We start from the raw sequence: 13,671 nt of genomic DNA on the forward strand, positions 1-13,671 counted from the left end.
TTGGAACATCATTTTGCCCCCGGAACCGGATTTAATTGCTATCTCATCTATCTGCCGGGCATTTAATAGCTGCAGGACTTGTCAGGGTGCAAAGCAAAGTGGCGGAAAAGTTGTTTCAAAAACCATTAGCCAAACCATTGGCTCAGAGGCTGAGTAAATGGTTATTATTCAGCAGACAAAAGGCTTTATTGCCAAAAGAGCCAAAGCTTACTCATGGTTTTGGAACTGGTTTTTGAACTTTACCCAAGTTTTGTGACACTTTGCAAGCCTTAAAATAGCACACCAATTAAATGAAGGGGTGGGACTGGGGCATGCAAAATGTGTTATCAAACCGGAGGTAACTGAAAAGCACAATCCCAATAATGACCTTAAAATTGGCAGGTGACACTTGGCTGTAACGGTACGCCAATATAAGCAGGCTGGGAATAAAAGCACCAACCCAAAAAACCAGCGATACCGCGGATTAAATATACAAACTTTTCTATTTCTGCAACACCCAGCTTGCTTATATTGGCTGTTATAGCCTGGTGGCGGCGTGTTAAAAGCGCAAACCTATATGGGCGCACAAGGTTTGGAACATCATTTTGCCCCCGGAACCGGATTTAATTGCTATCTCATCTATCTGCCGGGCATTTAATAGCTGCAGGACTTGTCAGGGTGCAAAGCAAAGTGGCGGAAAAGTTGTTTCAAAAACCATTAGCCAAACCATTGGCTCAGAGGCTGAGTAAATGGTTATTATTCAGCAGACAAAAGGCTTTATTGCCAAAAGAGCCAAAGCTTACTCATGGTTTTGGAATTGGTTTTTGAACTTTACCCAAGTTTTGTGACACTTTGCAATCCGTTACAATAGCGCTCCAATTAAATGAAGGGGTGGGACTGGGGCATGCAAAATGTGTTATCAAACCGGAGCTAACTTAGATGCACTATCAGTAAAATGACCTTAAAATTGGCAGGTGACACTTGGCTGTAACGCCCCGCCGGTATGAGTAGTTTGGCGATTCGTAGCTTATAGTTATCAAGTTAATGTAAACATAAATAAAAGTACAAACCTTAGCAAACCAAAAAGTGCCAAATTACTTATACCGGCTGTTATGGGCTGGGGTTGGATTATCCAATTTATCCAATTATTATCCAATTCGTTTTTACTTTATTACATAAATTGTCCCAGCACCAACGTTACCCTTTCTTTCTAAAATATTAAATTCATCAATAAGTTCTCGCAATTCCTTTGTCGCTGTTCCTTTTGAAACTTTACATATTTCTTGATAATCTTTATTTGAAATTTCTCCCTTTTCCTTTACGAAGAGTAAAGCCTTAATCTGTCTTTCATTTAGGTTTAATTTCTGTAAGGATTCTTTATTAAAAATATCCTTTTTAAATATAACCCAAAAATCTTTGCCTTTATTCTGAAAATCAGGTTTTGGCATATTGAATTCTTTACATTGTTCAATAATTTTAATTGTTCCTCTTCCCCACGACTCAACATAACCTGCTCTAAAAAAAGCGTTTGCAATGTCTGGATTGTAAGGGATTGATGAATGTTTCTGCAATAAATTGTCAACAGTCCAGTCTTCAGGTAATTGACCATAATTCCAAATCATTATTTTGTCATCATAAACACTTATTTGAATTGGAGTGCTACTTGAATAATCTTTATGTGCAAGTGCATTCAGTAATGCTTCACGAATAGCATCTTTGGGATATTCATAAGTTTCGACCCGATGTATACCATCATACGAAATAATGGCTTTGATGTATTTTGTAAAGAGAATTTCAATCGTCCTTTCTACTTGCTCAAATAGATTTCCTTTTACTTCGTCCTGAAAAACTAATTCTGTATCTGTTTGAAAATAACCGATTTTTATATAGGCTCCAGTAACATATTTCTCTGGGTCGGGATGGAAAAGTAATATTGCTGCTCGTTTTAAATAAGGTTTTTCTATTAATTTAAGATTTTCAAGGATGTTGATTTTGTTTTCATTTAGAACACTTTCATCAATTCTTTTACTTATCATTGCCCTTTTCTTGAAAAACTCAAACGTTTCATTCTTTAAATCATTCACAGAAACTTTTGGAACCGGAACGCCATCCCACTTTTTGCCTTTCTTTTCAAGCAAGAATTTATCTAATGCGGCTCCTTTTAATTCTTGTTTAGTGCTTCCACTTCGGTAATGATATTGACCCTTGTAATTTACAGGAAAAGGTTGTGATTCAACGATTATTTCAATGAAATTTCCTTCTTTGGTGGTGTGTAGGTTAACATCAACCAGAATGCCAAGAATGTCTCTTACCTTATTTGGAATATCTTCAAGAAGCTTTTTAGAATTCTTTAGTTCAACAATCCTTCCGTTATCATTTTTCCCAATTATTATACTTCCTCCAGATGCATTTGCATAACCACAAATCCATTTAAGGTATTCATCTTTCCAATTTTCTTTCCATTCAATATTTTGATTTTCTTGCATCTGACTTATTTTCCCACAAAATTACTGTTTAATTATTAATTCCAGATTTTTATCAGATTTTCTATGTCGGGATCTCTGTTTCCCTTGCCCATAACGGTACGCCAATATGAGCAGGCTGGGCTTAAAACCGCCAACCCAAAAAACCAGCGATACCGCGGATTAAATATACAAACTTTTCTATTTCTGCAACCCCCAGCTTGCTTATATTGGCTGTTATAGCCTGGTGGCGGCGTGTTAAAAGCGCAAAGCTATATGGGCGCACAAGGTTTGGAACATCATTTTGCCCCCGGAACCGGATTTAATTGCTATCTCATCTATCTGCCGGGCATTTAATAGCTGCAGGACTTGTCAGGGTGCAAAGCAAAGTGGCGGAAAAGTTGTTTCAAAAACCATTAGCCAAACCATTGGCTCAGAGGCTGAGTAAATGGTTATTATTCAGCAGACAAAAGGCTTTATTGCCAAAAGAGCCAAAGCTTACTCATGGTTTTGGAATTGGTTTTTGAACTTTACCCAAGTTTTGTGACACTTTGCAATCCGTTACAATAGCGCTCCAATTAAATGAAGGGGTGGGACTGGGGCATGCAAAATGTGTTATCAAACCGGAGCTAACTTAGATGCACTATCAGTAAAATGACCTTAAAATTGGCAGGTGACACTTGGCTGTAACGTTTTATGGTAGGGTTTCGTGCGGGATTTCGTAGCTTTTTCTTATCAGTTTACTACCTACTTTTTTTACGAGCCACCAACGCCCGAAAACCTCTGAAACCCGCATGAACTCTACCATTTGTTAGAGCGCGTTTATATTAATATTTTATTTTCAACTCATTTATTTCCTTATCTACTTTAATCCAAGGGAGTCCTATATCAGCGGTATCTATAGGTTCAATCAATTTTAAGAATCCAGTCAATTTAGTTACTTCCACTATTCGTTTATTATATCCTAATGCTCCCTTATCATGCATTTGAAACTCAATTGTCTTGCAACTTATATGTCCATTCTCATAAATTATGGTCTGCGTTTTCCAATCTCCAGTCCATTTAAACCATGTAATTACAAAACCACCAATTAAAATGGATGAAAATATCACAATCCTGTAAATATTTTCTTTAAGCTTAATCTTTAACAATCTCAGAATAATTAATATTAAACCTGAAATTGTCGTTAGAAAACAAATGTTTCGAAGTGTTAAAGACGAAATTTCAATGGATGTAAATAAGGATAACAGATATGTTGCACTTAAAATAATCCAAAGGACTAACGCAAATCTATCTATGATTTTCTTAATCATATTATTAGCATTTTGTTTTATAGTAATTTTTCTTCAGTCATTATTTTATAAGCAATATCAGTCTCAGTTTGTCCACCAGTCAATGAACCTGGCAACATAATCAAACGCTTTTTAGACTTACCATTTTCCTCCGTAAAAATCACTTCGAATCTAGTACGTGTTAATCCTGTAATCCCTTTTTTGAATTTTATTTGTTGAATCGATTTTCTATCAATCATAGGCGTTGCAGAATTGTTTAGGCTTGCAACTATTCCATAAAAAAGGTAAACAGCAAACAGTAATAATAATACTGCCATGAAATTGTCTTGTTTTTTGAAATTATCAAAGGCAAAATATATCAATCCAAGGGTAACTAATCCATAGATTATTAATATCCTAGAAATGGAATTTCCAACAGTAACTTTTGCAAGATTTCCTACAATGCCGTCTCTTGTTAAGACTATCTTGTCCGATAAAATATGGCAAAATCCTGTTTTTGTTCTAAATCTTTTTTCTGTATCCATTGTTATCTGTGTGTTTCTGCTAAATGCGCTCTAACGGTACGCCAATATAAGCAGGCTGGGAATAAAAGCACCAACCCAAAAAACCAGCGATACCGCGGATTAAATATACAAACTTTTCTATTTCTGCAACACCCAGCTTGCTTATATTGGCTGTTATAGCCTGGTGGCGGCGTGTTAAAAGCGCAAACCTATATGGGCGCACAAGGTTTGGAACATCATTTTGCCCCCGGAACCGGATTTAATTGCTATCTCATCTATCTGCCGGGCATTTAATAGCTGCAGGACTTGTCAGGGTGCAAAGCAAAGTGGCGGAAAAGTTGTTTCAAAAACCATTAGCCAAACCATTGGCTCAGAGGCTGAGTAAATGGTTATTATTCAGCAGACAAAAGGCTTTATTGCCAAAAGAGCCAAAGCTTACTCATGGTTTTGGAACTGGTTTTTGAACTTTACCCAAGTTTTGTGACACTTTGCAAGCCGTTAAAATAGCATTCCAATTAAATGAAGCGGTGGGACTGGGGCATGCAAAATGTGTGATCAAACCGGAGCTAACTTAGATGCACTATCCGTAAAATGACCTTAAAATTGGCAGGTGACACTTGGCTGTAACGGTTGATGGTTGCGAGTCGTGCGTGGTGTGCGGGGCGATAACCTATCAGTTTACAATGAGTTACATTTACGAGACACCTACGTTGCCCACCCACCAAGGCCCGCATGCTCGCAGACCATGTGTTAGCAACTGGCGTAACAATGTTTTTTGGCATGTTATAATTTTTTGCTTTTAAAACAATGCTTCGAAGTGCCATCGCTCATTTGTGTGTTTGCGCGGGACGGGCAGGAAGGCTCTTTGCGTTTTTTTATGCGCGTGATGACTCGCGTGCGAGAGGAAAAACGCAATGTGCCTTCATGCGAAGGGATGGGCGCGTTGGCTAGCTCCTACCTACAATCATCAAATGTCGTAAGTATAATTATTATTCAATTATTATTTTTCCAGTATATAATATATCATTCGCGCTACTTAATATTCGAATAAAACATATTCCTTTTGAACAAAGCTCTTCCAATTCAAATTCTAAATTATTATCTAAAATTAATTCTCTTAATATGGTTGTACCAGAGGAATTTACAAACTCAATAAAATAAATATCGTTGCCATATTTTTCACTATCCATTATTATGGACAGCTTATCTTTAGTTGGATTAGGGAAAATATAAGGTTTTATAGAATGCACATGTTCTTCAATACTAGTAATAGAAATGTCTATTTTGTAAGAAGTATCTGAACTACAATTAAACAAAGTAACTATCGAATAGTATTCACCACTTTGTAAAACAAGAAATTCCTGATTTGTTTCGCCTGGAATAACTCCAAACTGATTATACCACTGATTGCCAGCAGGTGCATTTGAATGCAAAGTATTTGTTTCTTGATTAAATGTTATAACAGGAGTTTCAGGTTTTTCATTTACAGTAATGATAAGAGTCGAAAGTTCACCTTCACCACAATCATTTATTCCTTTGACAGAAATTTCTCCACTTTCAGCACTTAAACTATAGTCGACATTAATTGTATTTGTAAAACTTTCTCCATTCACTCCTGCTGGTAGATTCCATATATAAGAAATGGCATTATCAATATTTTCAACACTATAGACAACATTATTTTGCCCAGCACAAACAGAAGTTTCACCAGTAATTAAACCTGCTACATCAGGTTTAGCAAGAATATTAAATTCATTCCATTGTTCTGCAACCAAATATTTTTCTTTACTCTCATTTGGAACACATATAGGAATATCTTTGGGTACATCATTGAATACCCAAGTTCCTAAACTTGGAGGATTTATTGCATAGGATGAAATAGAAATTAGTCCGCTACATCCATTAAAAGCACCCGAGCCAATATATGAAACTGAGTCTCGTAATACAATTGACTTTAGTGCCGTACAATAATTAAAAGCGTCATCACCAATTTGATAAACTGAATCTGGTAAAATAATACTCGCTAGATTAGAACAACCTGCAAAAGCTCCACAACCTATTAGGCGTATCGTGTTTACTATATTAATGGATGTTTTTGCAGCTGGGCACTGAATTAGTTCAAAATTTTCGTAGTATAATAACCCATCTTCCGATTTATAATGAGGATTGTCTATAGAAACGATAATATCACTAAGATTTGTACATCGTCCAAATGGACCTCCTTCAATATTTGAAACTGATGCTGGAATGAAAACTGAAGTTAGATTTTTACAATCAAAGAATGCATATTTACCAATAGTAGATAAAGAATTTCCTAGTTGGAGGTTAATTAAATTCAAACAACCTGAGAATGCACCTTGCTCAATAAACTTTACTGAATTCGGAATTATTATTTCCGTCAAACTTGAACATCCTGCAAAAGCAGAATAACCAATTGTTGTTACTGAATCAGGTATATTAATAGAATTTAAAAATTCACACCCTTGGAATGCTTCAGGTGCAATTATCTTTATTGTTACTGGCAAGGTTACTTCTGTAATACCACATCCTGAAAATGCCGAAACTCCAATATATTTTACAATGTATTTAACTGCATTATAAGTTACTGTATCAGGAATTAAAATTACACCTTCATATTTAGGTTCTTTGCTTGTTACAGAAACTGAATAGGGTTCTGACGAAGAAATTATCTGATAAGCAATACCATCAGAAATAAAGTCCTGAGAATAAACAAATTTTAAAGCGAACATAGAAAAAACTAGAAAAACAATAATTCTTTTCATGTTGTTAAATTTTAAGTAGTTATAATTATATCTAAGTTGTTTTATGCATAACATATTATTAAGAGAAGGACGTATAAAAAGCAAGTGTTTGGCAGCGAAGCGATGCCTGCAAGGACGGGCTGCCAAACTTTTGCTTTTGTGAGATGGCTCTCTTTCTTTTGGTTTATTTAAGTTTTTGGATTGAAATAAGCTTGTTGCTAACGTTTAGTATATGCAAAGTAGGCGGTTGCGGGCTTCAAACCTATCAAACCGTAACAATTTTGAAGCGGGCTACAACCTTTGAATTTACTACTATTGCGCCTATTTTGTATATACTGTGTTGGCTGTAGTACTTCTTTAATCTTCAAAGTCATTTATATTTTTCCAGAAATAAGGTGAAATCCAACAGTCAGTCGAATCGCATTCAATTTCTTCGTAAACAAGTTGTTTTTCGGTTTCTTCTCCGAATGAAACAATCTCTATTTTTATCTGCTTTTCATTCTTATCAGTAATCTCAGCAAGTATTACGTTGTCTTTTCTTGGTTCTCCAAGCCAGTTTCTTTCGTAATAAATGTGTTGAGCAATAGTGTCTCCAATATTAAACTTACTCATATGATTTACCCAAGCAATTGAATCTTGTTCCGCTCTCCATTCAGGATTATTCATATTTACATACCATTGATGAATATCTTTAATCTGTTGTTCAAGATTAATATCCAATCCGTTTAATTTTCTATAATAGGAGCGTAAAATAACTCCAGACATATCATCGTTATGAAATAATCCTTTTGCTGCTAAATCCTTTCTTAAATCTGACTTTGTAACAATTAATCCAAGTAAATATCTGTTGTATAACCAATAATTCCTAATCCACATTCCAATGGTAAGATGCGTTTGAGCAATAAAATCATTTTCAGTCATAGTTTTTATCAGATTTTTGAAGAATCAGGAATAATTTTATCTAACTGCTCTAATGATTCACTAAAATCCTCTGGAATATATTTCTTTTCTTTTTGGTCAGTTCTTGTCCAAATAAATTGATTGAAATTATCAATCCAAGTAGTAAAATATAATTTCTCATAATCTAGTTTTCTTAAATGACAATCTCAAATTTCGTCTCCCCTAATATTTATGGCATAATCTGAATGTTCCTGCTGCGATTGTATTACAGCCAACGTTTGACAATATGGCCAGTAAGGGATTGCGGGCGTTTTCCTATCAAGGTACATACAAAGTTGAAGCGGGCTACAACCCTTCGCATACCTCTGAAACCCTTATTGGCTATATTGTGTGTTGGCAACTGGTGTTCATTCATTTCAAACTGTTAGTCAGTTATTTAACTTTATTATATTCTCATTAACAATCTTCAAAAATCTATACGCAAAGTACAAATTTATTTTGTTTTTTTGAGCGTGGGCAATCCTAAAACCGTCCTGAAAGGCGGTTACTCGGGCTGGAGAGGCGGAAGCTCTTTTGCAAGCCTTTGGTTTTAGCGGTGGCTTGTGCGGGCTTGAAAATGTGCTTACGACTGTGGGGTGGCAATTGATAAAAACTTTTCTTTATTTACCTAAATTCAGTATTTTAACAGCACCTCTAATTACAATCAAAAAGACAATGGTTCCTACAATCAAATCTGGATATTTTGATTGGGTGAATAGTACCAGAACACCTGCAATAATTACACCTGCATTAATAATCACATCATTAGAGGTGAAAATCATACTTGCTTTTATATGAGCCTCTTTACTTTTTACTTTTTGTAGTAAATACAAACAAATTGCATTAGCTATTAATGCAAATATTGATACACCTATCATTACTCGATAATCAGGCATTGTCTCGGAACTTATAAAACGTCTTGTTAATTCAATTATGCCTAATAACGCTAGTGTAAGTTGGAAATATCCGCTTAATAGGGCTACTTTCTTTTTTCTCATTGCTGTGGAGCCAACGGCCCAAAGACTTAAACCATATACAAAGGAATCGGCTAACATATCAAGAGAATCAGCTACTAAACCCATTGATTTAGAGATAAGTCCTGTTGTCATTTCAATTATGAAAAACCCAAAGTTGATAATTAAAACAGACCAAAGTAGCTTTAATTGCACATTGGAATCTTCTGCCACTATCTTATTATCTTCAATAGAACTTATTTCTATTAGTTTAGCCCCTAAATTTAATTTCTCCAAACGAGATAATATCTCTTTATCTTCCTTTAAGTGGAATATAGTAAGGTTACGGTTTTCAATATCGAATTCAAGTTTTTTTATGACTTGTAATCCATCCAGTTGGATGCGAATCATATTCACTTCGGATGGGCAATCCATCTTTGAAATCAGGTAGGTTGATTTTAAAATCATTACGCCAATTTTAAAATATACTGAATTTTATGCCTCCGTTAAAAACAAAACCATCAGTCGGTGCCCAAATGTCAGGAAATGTTGGATTATTTGTTGGTGGTAATACCAAAGGTTCATAATCAGACTGCATTATGTTTGTAAAATTCTCGAAATTCACAAATACCGATAGGCGCTCCCAATGGCGCATTAGCATTATACCCATAGTCCAGAAATCGTTTTTTGAATTGTACAAATTATCGTACTGTTGTCCTGTATAATACACTTCGTATCCTGCTGACCACTTTTCTTCAATTTCGTAAAATAACACAAAACCAGCATTATGTTTTGGGGTTAATGGTTTTTGGTTATTGATATTATCGTATTGTAAATCGGTTTTAATTAAGGCATAGTTTACGTAAAGCTTAAAATTGTCATAAGATAACTTGATGTTGGTTTCAAAACCAGAACTTAAAATATTACCATCAGCACTTTCGTAAAAAGCAAGATTTGTCGAGTTATCTTCTCTCAAAACGAGCGCATTTTTAAGCTGAGTAATAAAGAACAGCTGGTTAATTGAAAAAGTCATTTTATCGCCCAAAGTTGTTTTATAATTTATATCGAAATTACCACCTAAGGAAGTTTCAGCTTCTACTTGGTCGGTTGACAAAGGTTTAATTCCCCTAAAGTAGAGTTTTTCTGCATCTTCAGTAAAAATAGTAGGAAGTTTGTAGCCCATTGCTCCACCAATACGAGAGCTAAGTTTATTGTTGGCCTTTAATAGAAGCGAAAATCGAGGTAGAACAAAAATTCCATAGTCGGTATTGTAATCGGTTCTTAATCCTGTTTCTAAAACAAATTTTTCACCAAAATCAGATGTATTTTGAATAAACCCACCAATTGAATTATGAGTATAATCTCTAATTGGAAATGAATCGGCGTTTTCTTCGGTAAATTGTTCGAGGTAATGATTTATACCAAACTGCCATTCCGATTTTTCATTTCTATGTAAATTATATAATGCCTCTGTAAAACTGGAAACCTGATTACCATCAAAAACATAATCAGGGATTGAAAGTTTTCTATCAAAATATGAAATACTATTTTTGAAATTAATTGTACGGTTGTCTTTTGTATTACTGAAATTAAATAGAGTAGCATAACGCTCTGATTTGTTTTCTTCTAAAAAAATATGTTCTGCACTGGTCTTTCCCTTAACCACTTCCATATCTCCACCAGACCTGTTATCTATGGTGGTGTTTAAACCTAAGCTTAGTTCTGTATTCGGATTTAAATAATAATACAATTTTGGGTTTAGACTGAAAGTTTGCGATTTTGGCATATTAGAGAAACCATCATCATCAGGGTCATATGCTAATTGATTAGTTGCCGAGCCATACACAGAAAGTCCTACTTTACCATATTTTTGCGCATAGAAAGCATTCCCTGTTGTTCCTAATGCGCTGGTTTGATTTAGCATGATGTCCAGCTTTGGTTTATCAAGTGGCTTGATTGTAACAAGATTTACAAGACCTGCAATCGCACCACCACCATATAAGGTCGAATTACTTCCTTTAATAAGTTCAACTTGTTTTAAATCGAGTGGTGGTATTTGCATTATAGATAATCCGCCTGCAAAGCCACCATACAGAGGCATCCCATCCTTTAATATTTGGGTGTAACGTCCATCCAACCCCTGAATGCGAATGCTCATATTCCCTGAACTTAGCGAGGTTTGTTGCATTTGAACCCCCGTGGTTTCTCGTAACAGCATGCCAATATTGGTTGAATTCATTGCTGATTTCTCACCTAATTCTTCTCCTGTTATGGCTTCAAGTCGTGTCGGAATATCCTGAATTGTACGTGATGACCTAGTTGTTGAAATAACAACTTCTTCAAGTTCTTCTCCCTCACCTTCCTCCAATTCAACTTCAATTGATTTGTTGTTGTTTTCGGGAAATGATAATTTGATTTCTTTTTCTTCGAACCCTATGAAGGATATAACGAACTCGATTTCTCCGTTGGGTAGGTTTTCAAATTTAGCAATACCATCTGTGTTTGTAATTGTACCATTTGTTGTCCCTTCAATTACCACATTTGCACCAATCAGCGATTCGCCAGATTCTTCTTTTACTTTAAAACTAACTGAGTTCTGTGCTAAAATAATCCCTGATGAGAACAGGATAAGTAGGCTTGAGATTAAATATTTCATTGCATTAAATTTACAAATTTTATACTGCAAATCTACGGCAATAACTTCTGCAACAGTATTGCAAAGATGCTACTTACAATTTGGACAGGTTCCCTTAATAACAAAATTGGCGCTTTCGAAGGTGAAGCCTTTGGGCAAATCCATTTGAGGTACAGGCATATTTTTCAGGCAATGGGTTTGACCGCATTTATTGCATAAAAAGTGAATGTGAAGGTCATCTAAATTACATGTGCAATCATCATCGCAAAGTGCATATTTAACGGCTCCTGTGCCATCATCAATACTATGAATTAGATTTTTATCTTGAAAGGTTTTAAGGGTTCGAAAAATGGTAGAACGTTCAACATTATCGAATTGCTGTTCTATTTCGTAAAGGCTTAACGCCTTTTTGTTCTTGTCTAATACTTCATAAACCAACTCCCGCATAGCTGTTGGCTTAATATTTTTTTGTATTAATTTTTTATCTATTTCGTTACTCATAAATGCAAATGTACAATGAATATGCTAAAGGTGTGTAGGCAAAAACAGCTCTTTTGCAAACTTTGGTTGTGTGTCGGCTTGTGTGGTTTGCCAATGTGCTGTTTGCGGGCTGGGTTTCATTTTGTCTTTGCGCGAGGGGAGAAAAAAACAAAATAAATTTCCATCAAATTTGCACTGACCTGTCAAAAAGCTAAATCCTTTCTTTCGTTATTTATTATCGTTATCGTATCTGTCTGGTCGTCTGTCTTTTTACACTTGTTGCCAACGTTCGACAGTATGGCCTGTGCGGACTTCATGTTCTTCATTGTCCAGCCAACCTGAAATTTGAAAAAAGCAGGGAGCTGTTTTTTTCTGACGTGAACCCGCATAGGTTATACTGTTTGTTAGCAACTGGCCTTTTTTATTTTTTAATCTTTAGTCAAATATAAATCATTTTTTCAATCTGCAAACCTATCCAGATGATTTGTGTCTCAATCAAGGTGGATGGTGCGTTGGGGGTTTTAATTTTTTTAGCGTGGGGCTTTTAAAACCTTTCAAGTTACACGAAACTATCCTTGCGGGGGGCTAAAAGGCCAAGCTCTTTTGCAATTTTTGGTCTGCGGGTGGGTTTTGTGCGAATTGCAAATGTGCTTGGACTTGTGCGGGGACTTGCTCGAACTTATCAGTTTGCTTGTTGTATTTTCAGGCCGCTTATTTGTTTCCACAGTTCGTTTCTTGAAACTTTCAGTTGATATTTTTAATATCGCAGTTAATTTATCGAAACTATCAGTTTGTGTATTTAAAACCGCAGTTGTCATAACGACAACCGCAGTTTATTTATTGATAAAGTGAGTACGTTGTTCAAAGAACGAAGTTGTCTGTTTGCAATTATGCTTTGACTGCTTTAAACTCCAACTTTGAAACTTGCTTGTATTGTGGGCTTGTTGCACCATAGAGCGACTTAATATAAGTCTTTGTGTCGAGTGCTATATCAACCAAGCCTGTGTTTGCTTTGTAGAGAATATCGTTGCGAGAAATACGGGCGTTACTTAACGGTGTAGTTGCTGTCACAACGGCTGTATTTTTTGCTTTTAAATCGTTGTAAAGGGTTATTAATGCTGTTACTTTTAAATCTGCCTCGTTTGGTGTGTAAAGGGTAACACTGGTCAACAATTTAATGAGTTTATCGAAGTTATCTAAACGACTGTCGTAACTCATTTGAGAAGCGGAAATTTCTTTGGTTTCTTTACCTGCTGCTTTTTCGGCTGCTTTTTCTTCATCTGTCTTTTTTGCGGTTGCCCTTGTTCCTTGAATCTTACGAACTAAGGTTTTTGCACTCTCGTCCACTTGTTCGGTGGTGTCGGTTGCTTTGAGGGCATTGTTTACTCGTGTAATGAGTTTGTTTAAAGGTTCAAACGCTGCTTCACGGGCTGCAACTGCATTGCTGTATGCAGGAAGTGCAGCGTTTACTGCATTAATTGCATTTTTAGCACTGGTTGAAAGGGTTTGTAAAGCGGTTAATTTGATAGAAGCTTTTGAAGGGTTGAAAGCTGTTCCGTAACCTGAAACGAATGAAATTAAATCATCGAAATTTGCTACATTTTTTGCGTGTCCGGTTTCTGTTGTACTTGCCATTTTTTTAAATATTTAAGGATTAGTAATATAG

General features: G+C 35.6%; 9 protein-coding genes. All 9 read right to left on the reverse strand.

Features of this window, described 5'->3' with window-relative positions; genetic code table 11:
* Positions 1–1,142 precede the first annotated feature (1,142 nt).
* Positions 1,143–2,465 carry a putative DNA binding domain-containing protein gene (locus tag IPM71_15725; protein QQS51000.1) on the reverse strand — a complete coding sequence of 441 codons (1,323 nt, stop codon included), beginning with the start codon at positions 2,463–2,465 and terminating at the stop codon, positions 1,143–1,145.
* A gap of 803 nt (positions 2,466–3,268) precedes the next feature.
* A complete protein-coding gene (locus IPM71_15730; protein ID QQS51001.1) occupies positions 3,269–3,754 on the reverse strand; it encodes a hypothetical protein in 486 nt (161 codons plus the stop codon).
* A 17-nt stretch (positions 3,755–3,771) separates the two neighbouring features.
* A complete protein-coding gene (locus IPM71_15735; GenBank protein ID QQS51002.1) occupies positions 3,772–4,257 on the reverse strand; it encodes a phosphoribosylaminoimidazolesuccinocarboxamide synthase in 486 nt (161 codons plus the stop codon).
* A gap of 968 nt (positions 4,258–5,225) precedes the next feature.
* A complete protein-coding gene (locus IPM71_15740) occupies positions 5,226–7,019 on the reverse strand; it encodes a leucine-rich repeat domain-containing protein (protein ID QQS51003.1) in 1,794 nt (597 codons plus the stop codon).
* A 336-nt stretch (positions 7,020–7,355) separates the two neighbouring features.
* Positions 7,356–7,919 (reverse strand): hypothetical protein, encoded by a 564-nt coding sequence (locus IPM71_15745; GenBank protein QQS51004.1) that lies wholly within the window; start codon positions 7,917–7,919, stop codon positions 7,356–7,358.
* Between the two features lie 638 nt (positions 7,920–8,557).
* On the reverse strand, positions 8,558–9,355 hold the full coding sequence (locus IPM71_15750) for a cation transporter (GenBank protein ID QQS52866.1): 798 nt from the start codon (positions 9,353–9,355) through the stop codon (positions 8,558–8,560).
* 13 nt (positions 9,356–9,368) lie between these two features.
* Positions 9,369–11,546 (reverse strand): TonB-dependent receptor, encoded by a 2,178-nt coding sequence (locus tag IPM71_15755; GenBank protein ID QQS51005.1) that lies wholly within the window; start codon positions 11,544–11,546, stop codon positions 9,369–9,371.
* Positions 11,547–11,615: 69 nt separating this feature from the next.
* Positions 11,616–12,026 carry a transcriptional repressor gene (locus tag IPM71_15760; protein ID QQS51006.1) on the reverse strand — a complete coding sequence of 137 codons (411 nt, stop codon included), beginning with the start codon at positions 12,024–12,026 and terminating at the stop codon, positions 11,616–11,618.
* A gap of 867 nt (positions 12,027–12,893) precedes the next feature.
* On the reverse strand, positions 12,894–13,640 hold the full coding sequence (locus tag IPM71_15765) for a hypothetical protein (GenBank protein QQS51007.1): 747 nt from the start codon (positions 13,638–13,640) through the stop codon (positions 12,894–12,896).
* Between the last annotated feature and the right edge of the window lie 31 nt (positions 13,641–13,671).

Source organism: Bacteroidota bacterium (assembly GCA_016699695.1).
In the GTDB taxonomy this organism is placed as follows: Bacteria; Bacteroidota; Bacteroidia; order Bacteroidales; family UBA10428; genus UBA10428.

Coding starts and splice junctions, on each gene's coding strand:
- IPM71_15735 (QQS51002.1), bottom strand. CDS start 4,257: ATGGATACAGAAAAAAGATTTAGAACAAAAACAGGATTTTGCCATATT.
- IPM71_15740 (QQS51003.1), bottom strand. CDS start 7,019: ATGAAAAGAATTATTGTTTTTCTAGTTTTTTCTATGTTCGCTTTAAAA.
- IPM71_15760 (QQS51006.1), bottom strand. CDS start 12,026: ATGAGTAACGAAATAGATAAAAAATTAATACAAAAAAATATTAAGCCA.
- IPM71_15730 (QQS51001.1), bottom strand. CDS start 3,754: ATGATTAAGAAAATCATAGATAGATTTGCGTTAGTCCTTTGGATTATT.
- IPM71_15725 (QQS51000.1), bottom strand. CDS start 2,465: ATGCAAGAAAATCAAAATATTGAATGGAAAGAAAATTGGAAAGATGAA.
- IPM71_15755 (QQS51005.1), bottom strand. CDS start 11,546: ATGAAATATTTAATCTCAAGCCTACTTATCCTGTTCTCATCAGGGATT.
- IPM71_15745 (QQS51004.1), bottom strand. CDS start 7,919: ATGACTGAAAATGATTTTATTGCTCAAACGCATCTTACCATTGGAATG.
- IPM71_15765 (QQS51007.1), bottom strand. CDS start 13,640: ATGGCAAGTACAACAGAAACCGGACACGCAAAAAATGTAGCAAATTTC.